General features: G+C 61.7%; 18 protein-coding genes, 1 tRNA gene and 1 pseudogene. 2 read left to right on the top strand and 18 right to left on the bottom strand.

The window, feature by feature from the left end:
• Positions 1–84: 84 nt before the first annotated feature.
• The 3 genes from N5E02_RS01640 to N5E02_RS01630 form a co-directional block, all read right to left on the bottom strand.
• The gene (locus N5E02_RS01640) at positions 85–1,809 is read right to left on the bottom strand and encodes a peptidoglycan-binding protein (RefSeq protein ID WP_235646036.1); all 1,725 of its coding nucleotides are present in this window, start codon (positions 1,807–1,809) and stop codon (positions 85–87) included.
• 122 nt (positions 1,810–1,931) lie between these two features.
• Complete coding sequence (locus N5E02_RS01635; RefSeq protein ID WP_227836791.1) at positions 1,932–2,504, bottom strand: hypothetical protein; 573 nt, start codon at positions 2,502–2,504, stop codon at positions 1,932–1,934.
• A 52-nt stretch (positions 2,505–2,556) separates the two neighbouring features.
• Positions 2,557–3,081: a hypothetical protein gene (locus N5E02_RS01630; protein ID WP_139727904.1), complete on the bottom strand. Its 525-nt coding sequence runs from the start codon at positions 3,079–3,081 to the stop codon at positions 2,557–2,559.
• A gap of 205 nt (positions 3,082–3,286) precedes the next feature.
• Here N5E02_RS01630 and N5E02_RS01625 point away from each other — a divergent pair, with 205 nt between their 5' ends.
• Complete coding sequence (locus N5E02_RS01625) at positions 3,287–3,913, top strand: YiiX/YebB-like N1pC/P60 family cysteine hydrolase (RefSeq protein WP_053497353.1); 627 nt, start codon at positions 3,287–3,289, stop codon at positions 3,911–3,913.
• Positions 3,914–3,967: 54 nt separating this feature from the next.
• On the opposite strand, the gene N5E02_RS01620 is transcribed toward N5E02_RS01625, so the two are convergent.
• The 3 genes from N5E02_RS01620 to ubiA form a co-directional block, all read right to left on the bottom strand.
• Entirely contained in the window at positions 3,968–4,132 is a 165-nt protein-coding gene (locus N5E02_RS01620) for a hypothetical protein (protein ID WP_005414774.1), read from the bottom strand.
• 272 nt (positions 4,133–4,404) lie between these two features.
• Positions 4,405–5,829, bottom strand: a complete 1,425-nt coding sequence (locus N5E02_RS01615) for a TIGR00366 family protein (protein ID WP_170944951.1) — start codon at positions 5,827–5,829, stop codon at positions 4,405–4,407.
• Positions 5,830–5,990: 161 nt separating this feature from the next.
• The gene (gene ubiA / locus N5E02_RS01610; protein ID WP_005411493.1) at positions 5,991–6,884 is read right to left on the bottom strand and encodes a 4-hydroxybenzoate octaprenyltransferase; all 894 of its coding nucleotides are present in this window, start codon (positions 6,882–6,884) and stop codon (positions 5,991–5,993) included.
• A 149-nt stretch (positions 6,885–7,033) separates the two neighbouring features.
• Between ubiA and N5E02_RS01605 the strand changes: the two genes are divergently transcribed.
• Positions 7,034–7,110, top strand: a tRNA-Arg gene (locus N5E02_RS01605).
• 39 nt (positions 7,111–7,149) lie between these two features.
• Here N5E02_RS01605 and N5E02_RS01600 read toward each other — a convergent pair.
• From N5E02_RS01600 to N5E02_RS01545, 12 genes and pseudogenes are all read right to left on the bottom strand, one after another.
• The gene (locus N5E02_RS01600; RefSeq protein ID WP_005420071.1) at positions 7,150–7,599 is read right to left on the bottom strand and encodes a hypothetical protein; all 450 of its coding nucleotides are present in this window, start codon (positions 7,597–7,599) and stop codon (positions 7,150–7,152) included.
• Positions 7,596–8,030, bottom strand: coding sequence for a hypothetical protein (locus N5E02_RS01595; protein ID WP_005420072.1), 435 nt, complete (start codon positions 8,028–8,030; stop codon positions 7,596–7,598). Before N5E02_RS01595 ends, N5E02_RS01600 begins: the two co-directional genes overlap by 4 nt.
• A gap of 88 nt (positions 8,031–8,118) precedes the next feature.
• Entirely contained in the window at positions 8,119–8,385 is a 267-nt protein-coding gene (locus N5E02_RS01590) for a hypothetical protein (protein WP_005420075.1), read from the bottom strand.
• 205 nt (positions 8,386–8,590) lie between these two features.
• On the bottom strand, positions 8,591–8,884 hold the full coding sequence (locus tag N5E02_RS01585; protein WP_005420077.1) for a hypothetical protein: 294 nt from the start codon (positions 8,882–8,884) through the stop codon (positions 8,591–8,593).
• A gap of 802 nt (positions 8,885–9,686) precedes the next feature.
• Positions 9,687–10,064: a hypothetical protein gene (locus N5E02_RS01580; RefSeq protein WP_139727915.1), complete on the bottom strand. Its 378-nt coding sequence runs from the start codon at positions 10,062–10,064 to the stop codon at positions 9,687–9,689.
• A gap of 975 nt (positions 10,065–11,039) precedes the next feature.
• The gene (locus N5E02_RS01575; RefSeq protein ID WP_139727921.1) at positions 11,040–11,405 is read right to left on the bottom strand and encodes a hypothetical protein; all 366 of its coding nucleotides are present in this window, start codon (positions 11,403–11,405) and stop codon (positions 11,040–11,042) included.
• A gap of 1,243 nt (positions 11,406–12,648) precedes the next feature.
• Positions 12,649–13,107: a hypothetical protein gene (locus tag N5E02_RS01570; protein WP_139727925.1), complete on the bottom strand. Its 459-nt coding sequence runs from the start codon at positions 13,105–13,107 to the stop codon at positions 12,649–12,651.
• Positions 13,108–14,107: 1,000 nt separating this feature from the next.
• Positions 14,108–14,467 (bottom strand): DUF6869 domain-containing protein, encoded by a 360-nt coding sequence (locus tag N5E02_RS01565; protein WP_139727927.1) that lies wholly within the window; start codon positions 14,465–14,467, stop codon positions 14,108–14,110.
• 526 nt (positions 14,468–14,993) lie between these two features.
• Positions 14,994–16,100 (bottom strand): annotated as a pseudogene (locus N5E02_RS01560) (RHS repeat-associated core domain-containing protein); the annotation flags it as partial.
• A gap of 360 nt (positions 16,101–16,460) precedes the next feature.
• The gene (locus tag N5E02_RS01555) at positions 16,461–21,098 is read right to left on the bottom strand and encodes an RHS repeat-associated core domain-containing protein (RefSeq protein ID WP_139727929.1); all 4,638 of its coding nucleotides are present in this window, start codon (positions 21,096–21,098) and stop codon (positions 16,461–16,463) included.
• 315 nt (positions 21,099–21,413) lie between these two features.
• Positions 21,414–22,769 (bottom strand): Gfo/Idh/MocA family oxidoreductase, encoded by a 1,356-nt coding sequence (locus N5E02_RS01550; RefSeq protein WP_139727931.1) that lies wholly within the window; start codon positions 22,767–22,769, stop codon positions 21,414–21,416.
• 65 nt (positions 22,770–22,834) lie between these two features.
• Complete coding sequence (locus N5E02_RS01545; protein ID WP_235646035.1) at positions 22,835–25,810, bottom strand: TonB-dependent receptor; 2,976 nt, start codon at positions 25,808–25,810, stop codon at positions 22,835–22,837.
• Positions 25,811–25,944 lie beyond the last annotated feature (134 nt).

The following is a 25,944-nucleotide window of genomic DNA, read 5'->3' as shown; positions in this document are numbered from 1 at the left end:
GTATGTCCTTGCCCCATGAACGGAAAAGCCGGCCGGATTACCCCGGCCGGCCTCCTATACCACACACTTCTTCACACGCAGCGGTCAACGGCCCATGGCCACCCGCTGCTGCTCGTCCTGCACGTGTTGCTGCGAAGGCTCATGCTTGGCCAGCATTGCAGCGCTGGTCTCCTGCAGGCTCGGTGCCGCCTGGGTCATGTCCACCGCAGTACGGAAGCCGGGAACGGTGCCCACGACGAAGGCCTTGCCATCCTGCACGGTGACGCCCTGCAGCTTTTCCGGCGAATCGATGCCGGCGGCCTTGGCCTGGGCGGTCACATGCGCGCTCATCTCGTTGGAGATCATGCCCGGCATGTGGCCACGGATCGCATTGTGCAGCGGCGTATCCGGATGCGCCTTGTCGCCCAGCTGCGGCCCCTTCGGCGCCGCCTCGGCATGGCTGCGGCCTTCGGCCAGCTTGCCCAGCGTCGCCGGACCCGCCACGCCGTCGGCGGAGAGCCCGTGCTGCTTCTGGTAGGCGATCAGTGCGTCCCTGGTATTGGCACCGAACTTGCCGTCCTCGCTCAGCGGATTGCCTTGGCCGTCGCGCACGCCCAGGCGGTTGAGTTCCTTCTGCAGCGCAGTCACTTCCTCGCCCTTGGCCCCCTGGCGCAGCACACCGTTGTGGTCGGCGTCATGCGAATGGCCACCCTTGCCGGTTTCCTTCAGCTTGCCGTGGTCCCAGAAGTCCTGCGGGCTGATCAGCTTGCCGTGCGGATCCTTCAACTGGTAATGCACGTGCTGGGCATACTGACCCGCACCGCCCGGGCCACGCCCGCCCATGGTACCGATCGGCTCACCCGCCTTGATCGGCTGGCCTTCCTTCACCTGGGTCGACTGCAGGTGCAGGATCTCGTGCGAGTTGCCCTGTGCATCCCTGATCTTCACCGTACCGTAGTCGCCACCGACGAACGTCACCGTTCCGGAGATCGGCGCGTTGACGGTCGGGTGCTGCAGATTACGGCCGTGCTGGCCGCCGACATAGTTGAAGTCGGTGCCACCGTGCGGCTTGTGCGCGCGGTGTTCGCCGAACTCACCGGTAATGTGCGGCTTGACCCCGTTCTGCGGGGGCAGCATCACCTGCATCGTCTGCTCGAAGTTGCGGGTCTGGCCTTCGGCATGCGCCGCTGCCGGCTTGGCCTGCGCGTGCGTGGCCGCAGCTACGGCGGGGGCCGCGTGGCTGCCCTGGGACTGGCCGTGGGTCAGTCCCAGGCGCTGCTCCACGAACCGCTCGTACTTGTCCACGTACGGCATCACCTTCTTTTCAGACAGGGTGAGGCCGCCGTAATCGCGGGTCGGGCCGTCGTGATGGTATTTGTAGATGTACTCCTCACCCTGGCCGCGCTTGTGCGCCAGCGTGCGGTTATCGATGTAATGGTCAACCAGTGCATCGGACTGTGCGCCGACGTCGAAGCGGTTGCGGTTGTTGAGGTGGTAGTGGTTGCCGGTCTTGTCGATGAACTGGCCCAGGCCCGAGGCCGAGGTGGTGCCAGCGGCGGCATCGGGGTTGAAGCCCGATTCAACGCGGGCGATGGCCAGTACGTGCGCCGTTTCGCGCGGGGTCAGGCCCTTCTCGCGCGCCGACTCGATGATCGTGTCGATCACCCGTGACTGTACTTCCGGGGTCGCATCGCCCCACCGGCGGGAGTTGCCATGCAGGCGGCCGTCGCTCTGGTCGATCGGCTCGCGGTAGTGGCTCCACGGTTTGATGCGGTCACTGCTGTAGGCCGCCCCGCGGGGCTGGACCATGTCCTGGTAGATGTCTGCCATGTGTGTGCTATCCATTCTATGAAAAGGGGGATTTCCTTAAGGGGTACTGCTCCTGGTACCTCTGGTACTGCGGTACTGCAGTGCTGCGTTCACAGCGCGCGTGCGACGTCCTGCCGCTGCGCTCAGTCTTCGATGTAGTTCACCTCCGGGTGCTTGATGCCGAGCGAGTCGATCAACTTCTCGTACTCGTCGTTGTTGGGCTCCTGCTCCTCGCCTTCCGCGCCGCGCAGCGGCGGTGTGCTGTGGGTCAACTGGCGGCCACTGGCGTCGTACAGGTAGTACCACTCGCAGAAGCTGCAGCCGAACGGCAGTTCACCGTACTGCACGACGAAGTACGGCGTACCGCTGCGGTCCTGCACGCAGGCCAGGCCAACGGCGGTATAGCCGTCCATCTCCTTGGGCGCAGCAATGGCCTGGCGTGCGCCGTCCTTTTCAATTTCCAGCGTGGTCAGCCGGGAAGCGTCCGTGTCTTGGGTGGGCTGGGCCGCCAGGTGCAGGCGGGTGCCTTGGCAATCGATATGCATGCCGGTCTCGTCGCGCGTAAGAGAGGTGGAATGGTCCGCAACGGCAGCCGCAGGTGCGGCCGGCGTCGCTGCCGGGTCAGTGGAAGCAGGGGCCGCCGGTGCAGCCGCCTCAGGGCCGCTGCAGGCAGCAAGCATCAGGGCCAGTACGGGGGCAACGGGAGACAGACGCATGCGGGGCTCCTTGGGTGAATCACACGACCGCTCGCAGGCGGTCGCTCAGGGGTCAGATCGATTCGTCCTCACGCTTGACCAGTTGCCAGCACGGCTTCTGGGCAAAGGTGTAGATCTGCTGGTCACTGGTATCGGGAGTGCGCATCTGCACCTGTACCTGGCCATCGGGCAGGCGGGTGACCTGCATCTCGCGGCCCTGGCGCTGCAGCGTGGCCGGGTCCGGCATCACCGGCCATTCGACCTTGGCAAGCGGCACCTTCTCCTCCACCTTGCGTGGCTCCGGCTCGGCTTCGCTGTCGATGTGGCTGTCCAGCAGCGGATCGGCAGTGGACGTTTCCTGCAGCGCGATCTCGTTGCCGAAATGCTTGAGGAAGTCGTCGAAGACCGGATGGGGGCAGCTGGCAGAAGCCTCTGCCGGGGCCGCGGCAACCGGCGTGGCCGGCGTCGTGGCAGTGGCCGTGCTGGTCGGAGCCGGTGCGGCGGCGTCAGCGGGGGCTGCCTGGGGCGCAGGCTTGCAGCCGGACAGCGCAAGCCCCAGGGCAAGCGCAAGCAGGGCAACGGGGCGGAGCTGGTTCACGGGATCCTCCTGATTCCGGGCGGTCGCGCGCGGTTCCGGCGCGGTAGGGAGGCAAGGATAGCCATGCCTCGGTCAATTCAGTTTCAACATCCGCTGTCAGGAATATCCCGACATGCCGAATTGTGACTAATATCACACTAATTCTGAAATCAACGTCATCGCAGCAGCCGTTAGACTACGCCGCACACGCTTCGACCCTGGCCCCATGCGCGCATTCCTGCTTGCCCTCTCCCTGCTGCTGCCAACGCTGTGGCCTGGTGGTGCGGCCGCGCTGGAGGTCCGGGAAGGCGATCTGCTGTTCGTCACCGCCGGCCATGCCGGCCTGAGCGCGGCCATCGACGATGCCACCGGCAAGCAGGGCGCACCCAGCTTCGATCACGTGGCCCTGGTCGCTGCGGCGCCAGACGGCTGGGAGGTACTGCATGCGGATGAGAAAGGCTCGCGCCGGCAGACGCTGGATCAGTTCCGCGAGGACGCCCGAGGCAAGCAGCGGCAGGTCGTGGTCTATCGGCTGCGCGCATCGCAGCAGGCTGCCATCAAGGATGCGATCGCGACCGCACGCATGATGCTGGGCAAGCCCTACAACACGTCGTATGTGTTGAATGAGGACAGCTACTACTGTTCGGATTTCATCGAACGTGCGTTCCGTGCGCACCATGTGTTCGCACTGCAGCCGATGAACTTCCGCAACCCGAAGACCGGGCAGATCGCACAGCACTGGGTCGATCTCTACCGCGCCATGGGCATGGAGGTGCCGCAGGATCAGCCAGGCACCAACCCGAACGACATGTCAGCAGCGCCGGTGCTGCAACGCATTGGCGTGCTGGAATAAGCGAAGCCCCGCACGGGGCGGGGCATCGCGCATCACAGGAAGTGGTTACCGAAGTCACTCCTCCTCGTCCTGCCCACCCTGTTGCTGGTTGCGCTGGTTGCGCTGCTGCTGTTCCTGCTGCTGTTGCTGCTGCTGGTCGCGGCCACGCCCCTGCTGCTGATCCTGCTGGTTCTGCTGGCCCTGCTGCTTCTGGTTCGGGTTCTGGTTCTGCTGTGCCATGTCCGATCTCCAAAGCCACACGCGGAATGCGGTGGACGGGCCCATCGTCTGCAGCGAAGAGTTAATCGCGCGTTGGTGGGCGGCTACATTGGTGTGTACGCGCGTGAATGAACGGGCAAAGCCCCTTGCGGCACAAGCCGATGAAGGATTCATATGGGTTCGGCATGTGCTCATGCCGTCAGCGCGACTGCGCGCATTCATGGCGTGCTCTGCTGGAAACACGCGCTGAACGGAGCTGGCGTCCTGCTCGCGCACGGACGCCAGCCCTGCACTCACGGCATCACCGGCGGCACATACGCCAGGGTCATGCCCAGCAGCCACAACAGGCCCAGCACCAGCGGGATGTGCACCAGCAACTGGATGAAGGTGAAGCCCACGATGTCGCGTGCCTTCAGCCCCAGCACGCCCAGCAATGGCAGCATCCAGAACGGGTTGATCAGGTTCGGCAGCGCTTCGGCCGCGTTGTAGACCTGCACTGCCCAGCCCAGGTGCGCCTTCAGCTCGTTGGCGGCCTGCATCACGTACGGCGCCTCGATGATCCACTTGCCGCCACCGGACGGCACGAAGAAGCCCAGCACCGCCGAGTAGATGCCCATCACCAGCGCGAAGCTATCGGTGCTGGCCACGTGCACGAACAGGCTCGACAGCCGGTGCGCCAGGGTCTGCCCGTCACCACCGGCGGCGTGGGTGAGGATCATCGCGATACCGCCGTACAGCGGGAACTGGATCAGCACGCCGGTGGTGCTCGGCACCGCCTTGGCCACAGCGTTGAGGAAGCTGCGCGGGCGCCAGTGCAGCAGCAGGCCCAGCGAAATGAAAAGGAAGTTGTAGGTGTTGAGGTTGGCGATGGCAGTCACCACCGGCTTGTTGGCGAACTCGTTGAACAGCCAGCCGAACGCCAGCAGCGAGAGCAGCACGGTCAGCAGCGGGCTGTATTCCAGCCATTCGCCCGGGCGCGTGCGTCGCTGCAGCGGTTCCGGCTCGGCCTGCGCAGCGCCGGGAAATTCCTCGGCGGTACGCGCACTGCCGGCTGCAGGCGCGGTCAGCCAGGCGATCAGCAGCGAGACAAGGATCAGCACTGCGGTCAGGGCGATCGACTGCCACAGAAAGATGGTTTCGGTGAACGGCAATACGCCGGTGATCTCCACCAGCCCCGGCGGCATGCTGGCCGGGTTGGCCTGCAACTGTGCGGCCGACGAGCTCAGCCCCATCGCCCACACTGCGCCCAGGCCGAGATAGGCCGACGCACCGGCGGCGCGGTAGTCCATGCGCAGTTCGGTGCGACGGGCCAGCGCGCGGACCAGCAGGCCACCGAACACCAGCGAGAAGCCCCAGCTGAGCAGCGAGGCGAGCATGCTGACCAGGCCCACGTACACCACCGCACCGCGACCGGTGCGCGGCACCCGGGCCAGGAAGTCGATGAAGCGTGCGACCACCGGCGCGGTCGCCACGGCGTAGCCGCCGATGACCACAAAGGCCATCTGCATGGTGAAGGGGATCAGGCTCCAGAAGCCGTCACCAAAGGCGCTGGCGGTGGCCTGAGGGGTCGAACCGAAGCCCATCGCGGCCAGCGCGACAATGACCACGCCCAGCACCGCGAACACATACGCATCGGGGAACCACTTTTCCGCCCAGGCGGCCGAGCGCAGCGCTGCGCGCGCCATCCAGCCGTCCTGTACTGCTGCCGTCGAGGCCATCGCCTACCCTCCCAGGTTCGATGGACCGATTCTGGGCGGTGGGGTGTGGGCTGTCTGCCACCTATTGGTCGTAGGTGGCGGTAGTGCCGGCCGCTGGCCGGCAAACTCGGGATCGCGCACGGGTGCAGCCGGCCAGCGGCCGGCTCTACCAACCCCTGGGGTCAGCGCAGCGCCAGGTCCACGGCGATACCGGCAAACAGCGCGGCGCCGACCCAGTTGTTGTGCAGGAACGCCTTGAAACACGGGCCGCGCTCGCGGTTGCGGCAGATCCAGAATTCGTACACCACCAGCGCGGTGGCCACGGCCACGCCGGCCAGGTAGTAGCCACCCAGCCCGCCGCGCACGCCAACCAGCGCCATGGTGGCCAGGAACAGCGCGTACAGCACGCCCTGGATGACCAGATCGAGATCACCGAACAGGATCGCGGTGGAGTGCGAGCCCATCTTCAGGTCGTCCTCGCGGTCGACCATGGCATACCAGGTGTCGTAGGCGGTCGACCACAGGATGTTGCCGGCATACAGCAGCCAGCCCAGCATCGGCACCTCGCCCTGCACGGCGGCGAACGCCATCGGGATGCCCCAGCCGAACGACATGCCCAGGTAGACCTGCGGCAGATGGGTGTAGCGCTTCAGGTACGGATAGCTGGCGGCCAGGAACACGCCGATGAAGCTCAGGCCGATGGTCAGCCCGTTCAGGGTCAGCACCAGGCCGAAGGCCACCAGCATCAGTACGGCGAACAGCGCCAGCGCGGCGCGACCGCTGATCGCGCCGGTGGCCAGCGGCCGCGCCTTGGTGCGCTCCACATGCGGGTCGAGCCAGCGGTCAGCGTAGTCGTTGATGACGCAACCGGCCGAGCGGGTCAGCCACACGCCGGCGGTGAACACGAACAGCGTCCACAGCGGCGGCAGGCCGCCGGCAGCCAGCCATAACGCCCACCACGTGGGCCACAGCAGCAGCAACGTGCCGATCGGGCGATCAGCGCGCATCAGACTCCAGTAATGCCGCCAACGCGGCGTCGCCGGCGACTGCGGCGAAGTGAGGGGGGTATCAGCCATGGCGATAGGATACTCCTGCCCCTCTGGCAGGGCTTTGCCGGTGGGGGGAGATTTGTTCGACGAAACTGGATAGAATGCCGGTCCCGCACCGCCTCATGGCGCTGCGATGCCCGCCCCGGCACTGGCCGACGGCGCGGCGGTTCTACAACGCGCCCGTAGCTCAGCCGGATAGAGTAGTGGCTTCCGAAGCCATTGGTCGGGGGTTCGAATCCCTCCGGGCGCGCCATTTTTCCTTCGTTGCCTGGCCGGCGCGCCGCCAGAAATGTCAGGGAATGAACGTTGCCGAGCGATGCTCGCAACCGGCAGTATCCTGTACCACGATGGAGTAATTCGCGCCCGCGCTGGATGCGCCGGGCAGGAACAGGCCATCACCATCGAACAGAACGCTCTGCTGTTCATCCTGCCCGATCGACAGCCCGATCGCTCCCGGTGTGATTTCCTCAAGGATCACGTTGTAAGGCCGCCAGGCATCCTCGCCTGTGCGCCTCATCTCTGCGCGAGCGGTCCTTGGGTTCAACCTGCGTCTCTCATCCACCCACAGCTGAAGCGGCTGATCAGCATTGTGGGTGACCTGGAAGCGCCCGTAGGTCAGTCCGTCGACGCTCTCGGTGCCGACGTAGGTGAAATGGGCCGGCGGACACTTCGTGGTGCGGTTCGGATGCGCCGCACAGGATGTCAGTGCAACCACGAGGCAAAAGGCGTTCAGGTGCTTCATGGCTTCGAGGCCTGACGTGGGTGGTTGTCGCGGCGGTGTTCGGCAGTGAGGGCAACCAGCACTACGCCCCAGAGCGGCGTGAGCAGCACGACGCTCATCACCGTCAGCGAAACCGGTACCTGCCAGAGCAGCGATGGGCTGAATCCGCTGAATCTATAGGCTTCCAGTACAAGCACCACGACCTGGGCCAGAAGGCCCGCGAGCAGCCCCAAGCCAGCCCCCTTGGCAAGCCGCCTGATCGTAAGGCGGCCCGCGGCGGGAACCCGTGCGCAGATTCCCAGCAACAAAAGGCTGACGGCATACAGCCAGAAGAAAACCTGATGTGAGTCGAAGGCGTAAAGCGCCCTGCCCACAAAGTGCAGGAACAGCCAGAGTGCTCCACACGACACCGCGTAGGCCAGCCCGTACCGAAGAATCTGCCTGGCTTTCATCTTGTACCTCTCCGAGGGCGTGCAGCCCGATCGCGTTCTTTTGTGGAGGAGTGCGGGAGCTCATGCACCTTGCCTCCCGCTTGGCACCCTACTCGCGCAAGGCATCGCGCAGCGCTCGAGAGTACCTGCCTGCCTCCAGCGTTCGCAGCTGGGCCAGTGGAATCCGATACCTCCTGAACAATGCGGCCAGTTCCCAGACGTCCTCCTCCAGAACCGCATCTGGATCCAGGGATAGATAGATGACATCCCCTCTGCCGACCACATTGCCGATGCAGCCGATTCGACCAATCCACTCGAAGAAGAACCGTTCATCCTGTTGAGAAAAGAAAACTACCCTTTTCGCTTCAAGCTCCATGGTAAATCACCGTCCATTCAACCAAGTCATTTGAATGACGCGCCCCATTCCAGCCTTTGCGCTGATTACTCTGGAGCGGCGACAACGAACAGAGCTGTCAGCGCGCTGCAGAACATCCTGCGAAGACACGGGTGGGCTTCTTCTTCAAGCTCAAAGCGATCACGCGGCGCATGGGATGCTCCGGCACGTGCACGCCTATCTGCAATCACACTTCTTCACTCATCCTCCCCCCTATCTCGTAGGGGAGGCAGGCCAAAGCAGATAGATGATAGGCCAGTGGCTCCTGCTGCCCCGACGCTACTCTTTGAATATCAGAGTAGTCATCGAAAAGACTTCCAACTTCAAGCTCCACCCGCTCACCGCCCATGGAGTGGCGTTCCGACCATGGCACCACGCGGTAGAACACGTCCTCCACTTCAATCTCTTGCAAGCCCCTGGAGCGCAGCGCGTCGAACAATATTGATGAGACCTTTTCCAAGGTGTCCAAATTCATCTTCATACTAGACGCCAAATTCGAATTTCATAAGGCCAGGGTGGCACTGAAAAGAAGATTGCGACTGCCGGCCCAAAGCGGGTATCTGCGCCCCCACGCTAGAAGGATACGGAGAAGATATGGGAATCACCACCTGCATATTTCCCGCGCCCTGCCGAGAACGGCCGCACTTGCCCGTCCGACTTCGAGCTTCCGTATCAATCCAGCACATTCAGGCCGATCCCCGGTTTTCACTCCATAGATCACGGGCTCACCGTTCCTATCTACTCCATCCAAATAGAGCACTGCGCAGTCACCAGCGATTGTTCCAATGCGCACCGCACGAACCTTCTCGATACTGGCATCTGGACCGGCTGCACCCTCGCACATCCCACCGTAGTACGCACTACTCAGCTCAGCGTAGATGGGTTTCAGCTGCAGCTCCCCTAACCGGTCATTCTCGCATCCGCTCAGGGCGAGCACGCAGACGGACGCGAAAGACAAAGCGCGTAGGAAGAAGCCTTTGGCATCGAGAGAACTCCTGAGCAACCCCGATTTCATTTGACTGCTTTCCATTAGCTCCCCAGAACAATCTGCTCGAACGCATTGGTCGCGCTGCACCGATCTCCCTTGCGGTTGCCGAGCGCGCCATTGGTCGCACACTGGCGTCATCCGCCAGGCAGTAGGCGGAGCTCGACGCTTCAGCGCACTATAGCGCCGCCGAGCATCGGCCGAATACGTTGGCGGGCTTCTCCCGAAGACTCACGGCAGCCACCCGTTGCTTCTGCTCACCGCAGCCCCCCATCACCCCGTACATGATGAGAAGTCCCTAGTCGTTGACGTAGCCGATGAACTTGCCCCTACCTTCATCCGAAGCGGCCCTGACGAGATAGACGCTCTCCCCGGGCGCTGGCTTCAGGTCACTCAACGGCATTGGACCGATCTTCCCTTCAACCTCTGATGCCGATACCACGACCAGCGAATGCTCCAACATCCACTTCGCAATGGCTGCTTCACTATCAGGATCAAGTATGGAAACGCGGTCAAGCGGCAGCGTCGTTGAATTGCCAGGGAAAATTGCACCGGACGAAACATCTACCCAGTCCGACTTCCATTCCGTATGTTGAAACTGGTGAATGCTGCAGCCCCCTAGCATTGGCAAGAGCAGCACCGCTGCACGCAAGATGCCAGCCTTCGGCATGGACATGAGAGCCCCAGAAAGGGCCGGCCAAATGTTAGTTACCATCTGCAACCCGTTCTGCAAAACGATTCAGGGACTGCACCTCGCGCCCAAGATGGTATGTCATTTCTTGACTTCCCTATCATGGGCTGGCACTTGGCGTGTCGCTACGCTGCTCCGGATTTGCGGCAGCGTGCGCAGTCGAAGCACCTGGCCTGCGCGCATTGTAATCGGCATCCCGGCAGGCGCGCACGATCGGACTTCGTGCGTGCCTGATCACGCCCGGGAACCAGCACAGCACCAGCACTACCAGACAGATCGTTCCCAGCCGTACCCATTCACCCGCGACACTGGCCCCGATCAGCGGCAATGCCGCCACCAGGATGACGACCTGTGTGTACAGAAGATAGAGCGTGTACGTGCCCAACCGCGGGTCTGAACGAAGCTCGACGCGACACCTCCGGCAGGACATCTTTGCTTGACGCCTCCCAGCAAATCTCAGGGGAAAGCGCTGCCCGCTAGCGCCACAAAGTGGACAGATGAAGGTCATCAGGCGCATCGGTAAAACCTCTTTTCAGAAGTTTCCATCAGCAGGTTCCATCTGCGGCGTCGACCATACGCACCACATCATCAAAGCTCTTGCCAGCGGCGTCAGATCAAGATCACCACGCGCATCGATGGTAGTCACGAAGGGCATCAATGCGCTGAGGAGGGCCACATCGTTGTAATAAGGCCACCACATGCAGGGGCGTGTCCTCATAGGCCCCTTGGGTCTCCGGACAAGTCAGCACCGTATCGCCGAAGTCAGTGCCGACACCGAGCCGGGAAAGCAGTTCGCTGAGTACAGGATCCATGATGTTCATCGGGCTGCACGCACGGTAGAGCCCATTGCGTTGGCCCGATGGTGGTCCGTCCCACAATCCATCTCTCCGTCAGATCCCTGTCGACCTACAAGCCAAGCGGTGCGTGCGTCTTGGAGCGATGCGCTCGACAGATCAGGAATCATGACTTGACAGGAATCAACCGGCTATCCCAAGTGCCCTCTACTAGAAGTGCAATCTCTGCGCCGACAGAGGCCTCAATGAAGACCAAGGTGTCACCATCGACAATTTCCCTGGCAGCCACTGGATCTAGGCCAAGGAGGAAGCAACACCGCTTGAATTCAAAGTAATCATCCTTTCGATTGAAGACCTTGAGATCGAGCACGACATTCTGGCTAGAGAAACCATCAACGCTTGCTCTCCTGACTTGGCCAAAGACAAAATCATAGGATGCCCGCGAAGATTCATCGAACAGAGAAACAGTCACACCTGACAGCGGATCAAGACGAATTCCAACCAGCTGGAAATCGTGAATAGTGATACCCATGCAATAACCTGTCGGAACCATACGTCGCGCGTGATGCTCCAGGCGCAGCCTACTGATCGGATTTCATTCCTTTAATCACAATCGCCATGAACATGCCGCAAATCAGGAGTGACCCCAGCGCCACAGGCAACATTACAAAATAATCACCCCTCTCAAGGTGACCAATAGCATACACCTTCAATACAAGATAGGACGAGGACCTCAAAAAAACTAGCGCAAATAACAACAAACCAAGCCAATTCATTATTTTCTTGCGCATATGCATATCACCTCCATTATATGCAACTGCACCCAGACCCACCCGAAACATCCTTCACCGCCTTCATGGCATCCAGCGCATCCTTGTCAGGGGCTACGAAGTGCAACAGTTCCGTGTGGCCTTAAGGTGACCGTTGAACGTCAAGCCGAATGACGACAGCTCTCCCGTCTTCGCGCCAACTGCCCCCCGCCACCTCGGTATAGATGGACTCTCTTTCCTTTGCATCCTGAGCGGTTTGTATCACTGACACTCCATCGTACGCCGTTGCTCCACCATTCACCATTACCAGGAATCCGGGGATTGCAACTTCGGGCTGCGGAGACAAAACACCGGCAATGGTGACTCCTTCGCCATTCACAGCTTCCAAGCCTCCAAAGGCGAGGTCTGCCACACCGAACGTCACGCCCAAGTAGTCGACGCACTCACACGGGCACAGACCAGGTGGATCTACCAAATACAACGGGACGCCACCTGCGTACGGCCGGCACTACCCCGGCAGTTGTTCAGAGCATCCCTGGAAAGATCTATGGTGCCCTCCTTTGCCGAAGACGGAGCAGGCCGACAGACCCGATTTTCCACATGGCAAACGCTGTGCAAAGAGAGAGCGCGACAAACGCCAAACCCGCAAATCCGTAGTCTCGTCCACCATCAGAAATATCAACCAGCACAAAGGCAAGGAGCACTGAATTTACGGCAACTCCAAGGCAAGCAACCAGCCTGAGCGCCCAGAAGAACATGATGTAGTAAGCCCCAAAAAAAACGATTGTATTTTCTCATCTCAAGGACACCCGCATCCTTTTCCAGTCGGCGCAGCTATCTGACCAGGAACTGTGTAGCCAGATCCCGACATGACGCCAAACCCAGCTCCAAGCAGTGGAGGGACCGAAAGGGATCCACCACCGACCTTATCTCGCCTCATATCTTCAAGTGAGAAAAGGCGGCGAAGCCACCCAATCTGCTCCACTCCAATCCACCCAGTGCCAACTATTCCTCCCTCAAGAATTTCCTCGGCCGAGCTCCAAGCCTGATGATTTTTCGCGCAGGACCAAGATAGATATCACCGAATACAAATGAGAATGCGACAGCTGTATAGAAAACAAGTAGTGCACCAGGAATGGGAATCGCGCGAACGAAGCTATCGCATTCGAGGTTGCGGGCGACGAGCAACCCAATCATCAGCATCTCGGCCAGGAGCGCTATTGCGAACGCGAAACGCACCTGCCCAACCTCAATCGACAGAATTCCCCTTCTCGCCAGTTCGAACTTGGAATATACGAGCAACATCAGCAACGCGAAAGAAAGAGCAAACATAACTTCCGGAGAGTACCTAGCTACTGGACAGCGCATACTCAACATGGACGCGATCAGCGCGCAACAGATCCCCAGCGCTCCCGCCGCAGCTGCACCCTTCATGAACCTTATGAAAATCACTTCGCCGGACATTGGCATTTATTGCAGTTTGACCTGTAATTCACGATTGCTCCAAGGGGCCCAAGTATCTTCGACCCACCCCGCAAGAGATTGGCGTTCCCCGGATGCGCTGCAGCCCGATTAAGTCGACCATTGGCAACCGAGTTGCGGTTGGCATCGTTGTAGGTGAACGTCTTGCTGCCGATGCTGGTGGTGTTGCCCGCTGCGTCATGGCTGCGCGCCTCGACATCCACCGCAGTCAGCTGATGGCTGGTTGCGGGATAGGGTGTAGCGGGGGCGCCGAGCCCCCGTGCATCCCTCAGCAGACGTCACCGCACCAAGGTGCCCTGCCATCACTGTGTCCTCCCAACCTTGCTGGGTACGCTCTGGCCCATATCCAACTAGGTAATTCACGCAGTGGCAGCTCCTGTTTCGCCACAGTCTCCAGCTTGGTGATCTCAGTTTCGCCTCGCTTAGTTAACTCTAGTCCGCGCTTCTCGCGGTTTCCGGGCAGGATGAGCTCCGGCCCACTGTTGATCTTAGCTCTCGTATTCCATCCCGCACATACCCTATGTGACCCAGATAGCAGACCTTCAGCACGTAACGAGTCTTATCCGGATAAACATATCCAACAACCGGAATCTGAGTAGTACTCGTACCAATTACGCCCCCGCCCTCTGCCGAATCATAAACTTCGATCACGCCCTCCGGCACAACTTCTCTACCCTTGTGTTCGCAAGAGGTGATAGTTAAGACTGAGCAGATAAGAAAAATTCCAGGAATAAATTTCATCACCTTTTCCCGCGTTGAATGGTTGAGTCATCAGACATCCACCAAAGCAGGGGGTTTATTGATTCCGGAAGAATCATGTTCACAGGCTGAAGCCCCTTGCCAATCTCCCGCATGCAATTCTGCAACGGCGTCCCGCAGTTATTATTTATTGCACTGTACTCCCCCTGCGGCCTCGCGGGACATGCCGATAGCGAAGCTGCCAAGCGTAGTCATAAGGCGTTCGAGCGTTACCCATGGCAGCCTAACCTGATGCAGCAGCAAGTTGTACCCGCCGCCATACCTCATCCGACATCGAGTTCTTCCACGTCTGAGCAAGGAGATCCCGAAGAGATGGGTCGTGCTTTGCCAAGCTTTCAACCCTCTCGATTTCGGTCTCGCCGTGGGCAACCAAGTAGTCCTCCAAAGGTCCGGCAGCAAGATTGGAAAGTAGATGCGCATCCACATCCATTCGCCTGACAGCCTCAATGAATTTCCAACCTTCGCCAGGATCTCGCTGGATGATGCCATCAACTTCATCCAGCACGCCTGTGAGCGGACCCCGCTCATTCGCATCGACTGCGAGCCGATTAAAGTTAACCCATGCTTCAGCGACTTTTTCCATGCACTCTTTATCAAGCATTGTCTAGATCTCAAATTGGTTGAGCCATAGTGGCCCATTGCCAAGCCTCATTGCTATAACCTGCACAGCGCTTTGCTGCAGATTCAGCAAGCAATCGCCTCAACTGTGCCTGCTTGTTTTGAAATTGCTGCACATGCCCATCTATTGACATACGACCGGTAGCCAGAAGCCCACGTCTATCCAGTTTAAGATCCCAGTATCGCTTTCTCAGCTCGACCACCAAAGAATCTATCTTTGCTATGAGACGATTACAGTCATCGTCGTCTTCTTTCTCGCACGCCTTGGATATGATGTTCCGCGTCAGAATTGACGCGGGACTTTGCGGATTTAAGACACTGCTTGAGTGAGTTAAGCTAAGGCTGTTCAGCGCATTTGTCGTTGCGGCAAGGCCAGAAGACACTTCCCCCCAAGAAGCGGGCGCAGCGAAGTTTGATTGATTGTCTCCTGTAGGAGCTTGGTTCGAATTCATCATAGCGCGAGAGCCTGCGTGCACGCCGCTGCGCATGACTTGCAGACCCTCTGCGTCACTATGTGAGCCCGGGGAACTTAGTGCGTAGCTGAAGGTACTTATTCCACCGGCCAACCCAATCGGATCACTCTGCGAATACCGCCCCACAGCCGGGTCGTACTCGCGTTGGTAGTTGTAGAACAACCCACTCGCATCCGTCTCCTGCTGGCCCGGGAAGCGCAGTGCCAGCTCGAACGCCACTCCATCGCCATCCGGGTCAGCACTCGGAATCTGGTTGCCGAACACCTCGCTCTTGTTGTTCCACTCCCAGATCGCCACATCGCGCACCGGATCGATCACCACGCGCGGTGTGCCCAGATGATCCGGCTGCACGTAGGCAAGTTCCGGCACGCCGGTGCCTGGCACATTGATCAGTGCTACCGGATAGTTGTCCAGCCAGATGGCCTGCTGCTGCGCCTGGCCCGTGGCCGAGTAGTTGCCTAGCCACCGCCCTGCCTCGTCGTACAGCGTGATCTGAGCCGCGCCACTGGCCGGGGTACGCAGCACGCGTTCACCGCGATGGTTGTAGCTGTAGCTTTCCAGTACAGCATCACCCTGCTTCACCGCGCTCATGCGGTTGGCATCGCTGTAGGTGAACGTCTTGCTGCCGATGCTGGTGGTGTTGCCCGCTGCGTCATGTTTGCGCGCTTCGCCGTCCACCGCAGTCAGGCGATGGCTGGTTGCGGGATACGTATAGCTGGCGGTGCCTGCCGAGGTGGTCAGCGCGGTGCGATTGCCGGTGGCGTCATAGGCATAGGTTTCGATCGGGGTGCCGGTCGTGCCGTCCTGGGTCTGAGTCAGGCGGCCCAGCGTGTCGTAGGCGTACTTGGCCAGCACCGTCGAGCCTGCGCCGTTCTTCAATTCGGTGATCGAACCGACCGGGTCGTAGCCATAGCCCAGCGAGAGGCCACCTGCGGCCGGGTCGTGCACCACTTGCGGGCGGTAGTCCAGATCCAGCGGACGCTGTAGCTGGCGGCCGTTGCCATAGGTCCAGCCGGTCGCCGGGCTGAAGGCCGCATGGGTCACGTTGTTCACCACGATCTGGCGCGCCTGGCCGGGCTGGGTCAGGCCGATCTGGCTGATGCGGCCCTGGGGTTCGCGCACGTAGCATGCTGTACTCGTCTTCCCACACGAAGTTCCGCCATTTCCTGCTCAGCAGCATGCGAAGAGAAGGAGCCTGCTCCGCCAGACTCTCCAACTCTGCAACTTCATTCTCGCCACACAAGATCAGCAATCCTCCAACTGTCCAGCCACACGATTGAAGAACGAAGATGCAGTTGCAGATGCATCCATCTGAGCCTTTGAAGCTGTCACTCTTCAGTGCTGCATTGGCTCGTCGAGTAGTTCCAACTCCCTCCATCATCTAAACAGGCATCGATAGCCATTTGCCCCCGAAACCAAAAAGCAAGAGCAATAATCACTACAATTGCACAGAGAAGTACAACGGTCTTTGACTGTTTTTTCATTTCAATAATTGTCCGGCAATCCATTCGGCCTGAATGGTGAACATACTTCAGAACATGACCCCTCGCCCGCGTTATTTCGGCCGAACAAATTGGCCCGTTGGTCTGCGGCCGACGCTGCAGATGAATCCCCCTTCACCCGCTGATCAAATATCTCCCGAGCATTGCTCATATTGCAAGCAGCCGCTTTGCCGCCTTGTCCGCGCTGAGCAGCCTCACAGTTTGCCTTGCAATGAAAGTACTTATCCTGGAGCTTCGTGTTAGCCAGCCTCATGTCGATGTAGTTTCTCACGAAATCCTGGACCCCCTGCCTGTACTCCGTTGGGTACCCGCTCGGAGGAGGGGGCGTTGCGCCGGAATACTTGTAGATGTACTCCAGATCTCTTGACTGAAGGCCAAGCGAATCCACGCTCATTAGCGGTCCACCGCCCGCATAGGTGAACGTGCTTATTCCCCCCATCAACCCAATCGGATCACTCTGCGAATACCGCCCCACCGCCGGGTCGTACTCGCGCTGGTAGTTGTAGAACAACCCACTCGAATCCGTCGCCTGCTGGCCGGGGAAGCGCAACGCCAGCTCGAACGCCACACCATCGCCATCGGGATCGGCACTCGGAATCTGGTTGCCGAACACCTCGCTCTTGTTGCTCCACTCCCAGATCGCGACATTCCGCACCGGATCGATCACCACGCGCGGCGTGCCCAGATGGTCCGGCTGGACATAGGCCAGCTCCGGCACGCCGGTGCCCGGCACGTTGATCAGCGCCACCGGGTAGTTGTCCAGCCAGATGGCCTGCTGCTGCGCCTGGCCCGTGGCCGAGTAGTTGCCCAGCCATTGCCCTGCTTCGTCGTACAGGGTGATCTGGGCAGCTCCACCGGACGGGCTGCGCAGCACGCGCTCGCCGCGATGGTTGTAACCGTAGCTTTCCAGCACGGCATCGCCCTGCTTCACCGCGTTCATGCGGTTGGCGTCGTTGTAGGTGAACGTCTTGCTGCCGATGCCGGTGGTGTTGCCCGCCACGTCATGGCTGCGTGCCTCGCCATCCACGGCAGTCAGCCGGTGGCTGGTTGCGGGATAGGTGTAGCTGGCGGTGCCTGCCGAGGTGGTCAGCGCGGTGCGATTGCCGGTGGCGTCATAGGCATAGGTTTCGATCGGCGTACCGGTCGCGCCGTCCTGGGTCTGGGTCAGGCGACCCAGCGCGTCGTAGGCGTACTTGGCGAGCACCGCCGAGCCTGCGCCGTTCTTCAGCTCGGTGATCGAGCCAACCGGGTCATAGCCATAGCCCAGTGACAGGCCACCTGCGGCCGGGTCGTGTACCGCCTGCGGGCGGTAATCCAGATCCAGCGGACGCTGCAGCTGGCGGCCGTTGCCGTAGGTCCAGCCGGTCGCCGGGCCGAAGGCCGCATAGGTCACGTTGTTCACCACGATCTGGCGTGCCTGGCCGGGCCGGGTCAGGCCGATCTGGCTGATGCGGCCCTGGATATCGCGCACGTAGTCGGCCACGCTGCCGTCGGGGTAGGTCAACGCGGTCAAGCGACCCGACTTACTGTAGGCATAGCGCAGGGTGGTGGCCACACCATTGACGGTCTGCACCTTGCGGGTGACCTGGCCGAAACGGTCATGGCAGTACTGGGTGCTGCCATTGGCGTGCAGCACCTGCCCCAGGCGGCCCTCGGCGAAGCGCTCGTCGGCGGCACAGGCGGCCGGTGCCACGTCATAGCTGTAGCCCACGTCCAGATTGGGGTCCGGATAGGCGATACCGATCAGGCGGTTGAGTGCATCGTAGTGATAGGTGGCGGTGACGCCGCGTGCATCGGTGGCCGTCTTGCGATTGCCGGCCGCGTCCACGGTGTAGCTGCTGGCGCCACTGTCCGGGCTGACCTGCCCGGTCAGATCACCGAAACCGTTGTAGGCGTAGGTGGTATGCAGGCCCTTCGGGTCGGTGACCTGGGTGACCTGGTCCAGCGCGTTGTACTGGCTGCGGATCTCCGCCGCGACGCCGCCGACGTCCTGCAGGGTCTGCGCCAAGCGGTTCAACGGATCGTACTGCTGGCTGGTCACGCGCTGCAGGGCATCGGTCACCGTCTGTGGGTTGCCGTTGGCATCGTAGGCAAAGCCGGTGGCGTGGTTGCCCGCATCCTTCAGCGCGGTCAGCTGGCCAAGCGTGTTGAACGTCCGCGCCAGGGTACGGCGCAGGGTGCCGCCTGCATCCAGCGTGTCTTCCTTGAGGCGGTTGCCGGCGTTGTCCAATACGTAGTGGATCGTGTTGCCGCTGTTGTCCGCAATATCGGTCAAGCGCTGGGCGGCGTCATAGACATAGGTGACACTGCTGCCGTCCGGCTCGGTGACCTGCTGCACCTGGCCGGTCGGCCAGTAGCTGATCTGGGTCACCCGGTCCTCGGCTGTGGTGGCACCGCGCACGGTGACCGAGGTCGGCCAGCCGCGCGCATGGTAGGTGTAATCGGTGACCACGCCGTTGGCATCCTTGACCGACAACGGCCGCCCGAACGCGTCGTAGGCCAAGGTCTCGACCGTCTGGCCCAGCGCATTGGTCACGCTGCGCAGGTCGCCCTTGCGATAACTGCAGGCACCACTGGTCGCGCATCCCGCGTCGTCCGCGGTGTAGTAGGCATAGGTGGAGACATCCGCCACATCACTGCGTGGGCCATCCACGCTACGCAGCAGTCCCACCAGCGGGCACTCCGGCCCTTCGGCCTCACAGTAGGTCTGCGTGGTGATGCGGGTATCACCGGTCACCCTGTCGCGCACGGTGATGGTGGTTGGCTGGAGGCGCGCATTGCGTGCGATGCGGATCTCACGGTTACCGATGGTCTGCTGCACCAGCCGATTGCTGTCCATGGCCACGCGCATTTCGCTGACGCGCTGGTCCGGAGTACCGGCCGCTTCGGTGGTGGTGGTCACGCTGACGGCGCCTGCGGCAGCATCACTGGCCTCGGCATAGGCGTAGCTGGTGACGACACCACGGCGATCGGTCACCGACTGCAGCCGACGCCGGAAATCGGTGCCCTCGGGCAGATAGGCGCGAGTGATGCTGCCGTTGCTTTCGGTGATGCTATTGACCTTGCGCGGAAGGCCACTGGTGCCGCTGGCGGTCAAGGCGTAGGTGCTCTGCTTGCCCAGTGCGTCGGTGACGATGGTGGTGCCTGCCGGCGTGTACTCCAGGCGCACGCCATCAATGCCCACGTCGGCTTGGCTGCAATCGCCGGAATGGCGGCTGCAGGTGACTCGCCCTTGCGTGTCATAGCCGTACCAGCTGTAGCGCTGGTTGTCTTCGGCGGTCACGCCGGTCAGGTAGCCCGGGAAGCGGGCGTCCTCATAGTGATAGGTACGGCTGGCACCGTCGGCATAGGTCGCGGTGATCAGTTCCCCGGCCGGAGAATAGGCGTAGCTCACCACAGGCTGGCCGGCGATCACCAGGGCCGAGATCAGTGAATCGTCGCCCGGCGCGAGGTACTGGACGTCCACGCGCCGACCGGTTGAATGGGTGATGCTGAGCAGGCGGCCGCGGCTGTCGTGTGCATAGGTCAGCGAAGTACCGTCTTCGAGATCACGGCGCTGCATCAAGCCATCAGCATCAAAATAAATGCGCTCTCCGGCACGTGAAAGTTGCCAGTTGGTGCCCTGCTGGACCGCACGATCGCCGCTTCCGTCCATGGCTTCGTAGCTTGCCCCCACTTTCTGGAATGCGGTCTGCCCGCCATCGGCGCCGATCAGCCCAACTTTCAGTTCGGGGCTGGGAGGGAAGGTGGAATCGTCTACGCCTGCGGTAAGCCGCAGATTGTGGGAATGGGTCCAGCCCGTACCCAACGCGCCGCCCGCCGTGCTTGTCAGGGAGTGATAGTGGCGTTGGAAGCTCACCCATCCAAGGTTGAAATCCGGCTCAGGCTGGGATTTATCGCCAGTGGTCGGATCACACGGGTTACCAACAGGACACTGCTGCGGCGGCAGCGGCCCGCTTGTGTAGGAGAGCATGGGCGACATGTGCGGCTCGTCCTGCTGGACCAGGGAGCACATCTGCAGGGCCTCATTCCACGTCAGGGACGGTCGATTCGGACAAAGCGCCGTTCTGGCCCGGCGCACACGCTCCCACCCCACTATCGACGAGCATTCTTGAGTGCTCTGATGATAGAAGTTCAAGGTGTAATGGAAATCCTTCTCCTCGTTGGTGACGCTACCGTCGTCGCCCCTGCCAAGTCCAAGGAGCTCCACCCAAGGATCCTCCGTGAGTGAAGTCGCCGGGCACTGCGGGTCGCTGACACGGGTAGCGAGGATCGCGCTACGAATCTGATCTTCGGATGAGTACTCCTGCCCTGAGTGGATGTAGACCCAGTCGGTAGTAACGATCTTCTCGGGTCTCACCCGGTAATCGTAGATGACCTTCTTTCCAAGGACGCGTTGGCGTTTGACATGCCAATCGAAGGGTTTGTCCTTTTCGTACTGGGAAAAGAGCGACTTAATGTCCTTCTGCACCGCCGCTTCGGTGGCTCGCGGCTGGCCCATCGACAGGTAGCTCTCCCACTTCTTCTGCACCTCCTGCGCCTGCGCAGCCCAAGGAGCCAAGCTCCCCAGCGCGATCATCGCCAGTGCGGCACACGAAATGGTCTTCAGTCGTTTCAACATCCCTGTTCTCCTTCCTGGACAAACACAGCACCGGCGGGAACGAGAACGTGGGGCGGTTGCCTCACCACGTCATGCTTCGGATCGTCCCTGGTCCGGAATGCGGTCTGACCGCATGGGGGACGTTATCTCCGATGTCGTTTACACATTCAAGTCATAAAGTGTGGAGTGGGTCGGATTTCAGAGTTTTCTGATAAAGCGAGCGGCCGACCGAACAAGCAGCCGAGCGTGGGCTCGGCTCTACAAGGCGAATGCCTCCAGAAACAGAAACGCCGGGCATCGCCCGGCATTTCCGTCACAGCATGGAAGGGATGAATCTCAGTATTTACCGTCGAACGCGAAGATCGGCTTGCGCGTCTTCCACGCACCAGCAGTAAAGTCCGGGAACTCCAGCGTCTGGAAACCGTTGGCGATCGACTGCTCGCTCAACGGGGTGATCGCACTCCAGGTCACCGCGTCGTAGATGTCGATCGGCATCGGTGCCTTGGCTTTGAGCGCTTCAACAAATGCATGGATGACGAACCAGTCCATGCCGCCGTGGCCGGCGCCGGCGGCGGTGTCGGCATTCTGTTTCCACAGCGGGTGCTCGTACGCGTCCTGGTACTTCTTGAACTCTTCCCACTGGTGCGGCGGGCTGCGGCCTTCGATGTGGATCGAATGGTTCACGTCCATCCACAGGCCCTTGGTGCCCTGCACACGGAAGCCCATTGAATACGGGCGCGGCAGCGAGGTGTCGTGCTGCAGCAGGATGGTCTCGCCGTTCTCGCAGGCCAGCGTGGTGGTGACGATATCGCCGAGCTTGAACTTCACCTGGGTGCTGGGGTGGGTGGTGCCACCACTCTTGGCCACGGTGTATTCGTGCAGGCCGCGTGCCTTGGTCGCGAAGGCGTTGATGTGGGTGAAGCGGTTGCCACGGTTGATGCCGGTGTACATCGCACAGGGGCCGATGCCGTGGCTGGGGTACAGCTCACCATTGCGTTCCACCGAATGCTCGGTGCGCCAGCGAGCTTCGCTCCAGCCCTTCGGACCGAACTCCACGCCGCTGTCGTAGGGCTGGTTGGGGTCGCCGGAATTGAACTTCACGCCGCGCAGGTCGTGCTGGTAGCCGGCCTGCAGATGCACCAGTTCGCCGAACAGGCCCTGGCGCACCATCTGCAACGCCGCCATCACGTCGCGGCGATAGCAGACGTTCTCCAGCAGCATGTACGGGGTGCCGGTGCTCAGCTGGGTCTTCAGCACGTCCCAGTGGTCCTGCAGCGTGATGCCGGCCACCACTTCACAGCCCACGGCCACGCCGGCCTGCATCGCGGCAATCGCCATCGGTGCGTGGTACTCCCACGGCGTGGCGATGATCACGCCATCGATGCCCTTCTGTTCCAGCAGGCGCTTCCAGGCGTTGGTATCGCGGTCCTGGCCGTAGGTCTTCGGGGCCGGCTTGCCGGCCTTGGCCACCATGTCCATGGCACGGCCGAGCATGATCGGTTCGATGTCGCACAGCGCGACCACCTCGACATCGTCGCGGCGCACCAGCTCCTTCAGCAGCACAAGGCCACGCATGCCGGTACCGATCATGGCCAGGCGCACTTTGCGCCCGCGTGCCCATGCCGGGGTCTGCGGCAGCAGGCTGCTGGCGGCGACAGCGGCACTGGCCGCGATGAATTCCCTACGCTTCATGGCAAACATCTCTCCTCTTGGCAGCGTGCCGGCCGCAGTCGGCACGCCAGGTCACGCAAACGGAATTACTTGAACCGGTAGCCGATGGTCACACTGTAACCACGGCCGAAGATGGTGGCGTAGTCACTGGAGTCACCCAGGAAGCTGTTCGGATCGTAGAACGGCAGGCGGTTGAACAGGTTCTTGACGGTGAAGCTCAGGTTCCACGCATCATCCGGGCGCCAGGTGACGCTCATGTTGGCGGTCCACCACGACGGTGCACCATCGCACTTGCTCTTCTGCAGGGCCAGGTAGCCGCCGGTGCAGGTTTCCTTGTTGTTGCTCTCTTCGTCGATCTGGTCGGTAGCCCACTTGGTGCCACCCACGTAGTTGACGAACATGCTGGTGGTCACCTGCTTGTAGGTCCAGTCTGCATTGAGCGTGGCACGCAGGCGCGGATTGTTGTAGTAGCCCACCACGTCGCCGTAGTACCAGCCGTTCTCGGCGTCCATGTAGAAGCGGTTGCGGTTGGCGATGGTGGCGGCCAGGCCGATGTTCAGGTTGCCCCAGTCGCCCAGCGAGAAGCGGCTGCGCGCGTCGATGTCGAAGCCGTCGATCAGCGTCTTGCCGCGGTTCTTGTACTGGCCGACCACGCTGGCCACGTTACCGGCGGAGTAGCCCGGCAGGGTGGCCGGGCAGCTCACGCCGCTGGCCGGATCGGCGCACATTGCCGCCAACTGCGCCAGGTTGGCGCGGTCACTGTCGGTGATCGGCGAGCGCGACATCGAGATGATGTCTTCCATGCGGCGATAGTCCGGCGCGACGATTTCATTGTTGCGGTAGATGAACCAGTAGTCGGCCGACACCGACAGCCAGCTCGCCGGCTCGTAGACGAAGCCGAGGGTGGCGATCTTCGCCTTCTCCGGCTTCAGATCCTTGTTCGGCTGGGTCATGCGCGCGACGGTACGGCTGCAATCGACGTTCAGCAGGGTCTTGCCCAGATCGACGTCACCCGGCCGCTGCGACTTCAGCAGCAGGTTGGCGATGGCGTTGGTCTCGCCGCAGCGCAGTTCGTCACGGAAGCCACCGAGCTGTGCGAATACGCCGCCGTTGCCGGACTCGGCCAGGCTCGGTGCGCGGAAGCCGGTGGAATAGGTGCCGCGCAACATCAGCTGATCGAACGCCTGGTACTTGAAGCCGATCTTCGGCGCGATGTTGGCGCTGAAGTTCGGGTACTTGTCCACGCGCACCGCCGCATCCAGTTCCAGCTTGTCGGTGATCGGCGCCACGGTCTCGGCGAACAGCGCGTAGGTGTTGCGCTTGCCGTCGAACCACGAGCCGCCCTGCTGGGTGATCAGGCCATTGGCTGCATCGGCATTGCCCGGGGTGTAGAAGGTCTCACGGCTGGCGTTGAAGCCGAACGCGGCGCGCATCTCGCCCGCCGGCAGCTGGAACAGCGGTCCTTCGATCTTGCCGTCCAGGGTATGCAGGCGGGTCCACGACTGGATGTCGAAGGTCGGGAACGCTTCACGTATCAACGCGGCGTTGGCTTCGCTGATCTCGCCGAACTTGTACGCCGGGTGGTCGGAGATGATCACCCGACCGGTGCCCGGATCGATCGTGTACGGCCCGAACGCCTTCTCGAAACCCTTGGTGTTGACGTTGATCGTCTGGTAGGTGGTGGAGTGGGTACCAGCGCTGGCGAATGCGGTTTCCCAGTTCCAGTCACCCGCGTTGCCACGTGCGCCCGCCAGCACACGATAGCTCTTGTCGGTATTGCGCTGGCCGAAGTAGTTCGGGCCGGCATCCTGCAGCAGGTAGTTCAGGCCGACCACGCCGCCCATCATGGCCTTCAACTGCGGGCTGGCGTGGTTGTACTCGTTGTTCGGGCCCAGGAACGGGTACAGGAACTGGTTGACGGTGTTGCCGGTGTTGCGCGAGAACCAGCTGGTCGGGTTGCCGGTGGTGGTGCCGTAGGTGCGCGGCGTGCCGCCGTTGGCGCGCAGGTCGATGTCGGTGTAGGTCGCCTCGGCGAAGATCTCGGTGTTGTCACCGACCAGGAAGGTGCCGTTGAGGTAGGCGGTGTTGCGCTCGGACTTGGCGCCGGCATCGATCTCGTTGTTCATCCAGGTTTCCCAGACGCAACGCGGGCCGGCCGCTTCACTGGTCAGCACGTTCTTGCAGCCCGGCGCAGCTTCCTGCACGCGGCGGCCAGTGACCGGATCGAAGGCGAAGTAGGTGCCCGGGTTGAACTCGCCCGGCCTGCTGCCCACGCCCAGGCGCAGGTTGTTGAGGTAGTTCGGGTTGTTGACGTAGTACTGGTCCGGACGCTTGTCGTAGAAATCGCTCAGCGGAATCGCGTCGCGACGGTACATGTTGACCGCGCCATAGATGTTGAAGCGGTTCTCGGCCAGGTCACCGAAGCCGGCGGTGATGCTGGCCTGGCGCTCACCGTAGGAATCGATGCGCGAGGAGGTGTCGTTGGTGAAGCTGATCTCGGCACCCTGGAAGTTGCGCTTGGTGATCACGTTGATCACGCCGGCCACCGCGTCGGTACCGTACACGGCCGACGCGCCGTCGGTCAGTACTTCCATGCGCTCGATGGCCGCCGCCGGGATCGCATCGATGTTGACGAACTGGGTCTGGAACCCGGCCGGTGCGCCGTAGTACGACAGGCGGCGACCGTTCAGCAGCACCAGTGTGCCCTGTGCGCCCAACCCGCGCAGGTTGGCCTGCGAGGCACCATCGGAACCGGTGAACAGCGAGCGCGCATCCTGCTGCGCGGGGCGAGCGGCCGGCAGGTTGTCGAGCACCTGCAGCAGCGTGCGCGCACCCATGTTCTGGATGTCCTGCTTGCTGATCACCTGCACCGGCGAGGCGGTTTCAACGTCGGTGCGGCGGATATTGGAGCCGGTGACCTCGATGCGGGCGAGGTCGGTGGCGTTGTCCTTGCTTTCCTGGGCGAAGGCAGGAGCAGCAAGCGAGAACAGCGCGCCGGCAATGGCCAGCGTCAGCGGAGCGATCGGGCGGCAGGGGGGGCGGTGGTGGCGGGCGGGCAACATCGGGGTTCTCTCCTGGCAGGGGTGCGGCGCAACTGAGTGAGCGCGTGGGCGTTCGGCGGGCAAAACGCTCCCGGGCCACGGCCATGAGGGCCGTAGTCGGGATGGGGCGGGGGAGGAGCGGTGTTACGTGGGGG

The sequence above is a fragment of the Stenotrophomonas sp. GD03777 genome, from assembly GCF_029842485.1.
Classification (GTDB): Bacteria; Pseudomonadota; Gammaproteobacteria; order Xanthomonadales; family Xanthomonadaceae; genus Stenotrophomonas; species Stenotrophomonas sepilia.
The sequence above is the reverse complement of the archived record's forward strand: the minus strand, read 5'-3'. Positions and strand labels throughout refer to the sequence as shown.